We start from the raw sequence: 385 nt of genomic DNA on the forward strand, positions 1-385 counted from the left end.
TAAAACCAGGCCGACGGTCACCACCTTCAGTGCCTCGGATACGCAGCTGAAAGCGGGCGAGACGGCCACCATCAGTATTGTTCTGAGCGAGGCCAGCAGCGACTTCAACATTGGCGATATCAGCGTAACGGGCGGCGAGTTGTCGAACTTCGTGTCTACCAGCGCCACCCAGTACAGCGTACTCTTCACCCCGACGGCTGACTCCGAAGCAACGGCGACGCTGGACATCAATGCCGATAGCTTCACCGATGCGGCGGGCAACGGCAATACCGCGGCCACCCAGCTGGCACTGACGGTGGATACGCAGGCGCCGAGCGGTCACAGCGTGGCCTTTGGCGATACCCTCTACAGCGACTCGGAGAAAGGCAGCGCCTCGTTCAGCTTT

Annotated in this window: 1 protein-coding gene; it reads left to right on the forward strand. The window is 61.0% G+C overall.

The features are described from left to right. Window positions 1-46 precede the first annotated feature (46 nt). A partial coding sequence (locus tag EIZ48_RS30615) for an Ig-like domain-containing protein (protein ID WP_369127494.1) occupies window positions 47-385 on the forward strand: 339 nt, incomplete at its 3' end.

It is taken from the genome of Photobacterium alginatilyticum, from assembly GCF_009910675.1.
Lineage (GTDB): Bacteria > Pseudomonadota > Gammaproteobacteria > Enterobacterales > Vibrionaceae > Photobacterium > Photobacterium alginatilyticum.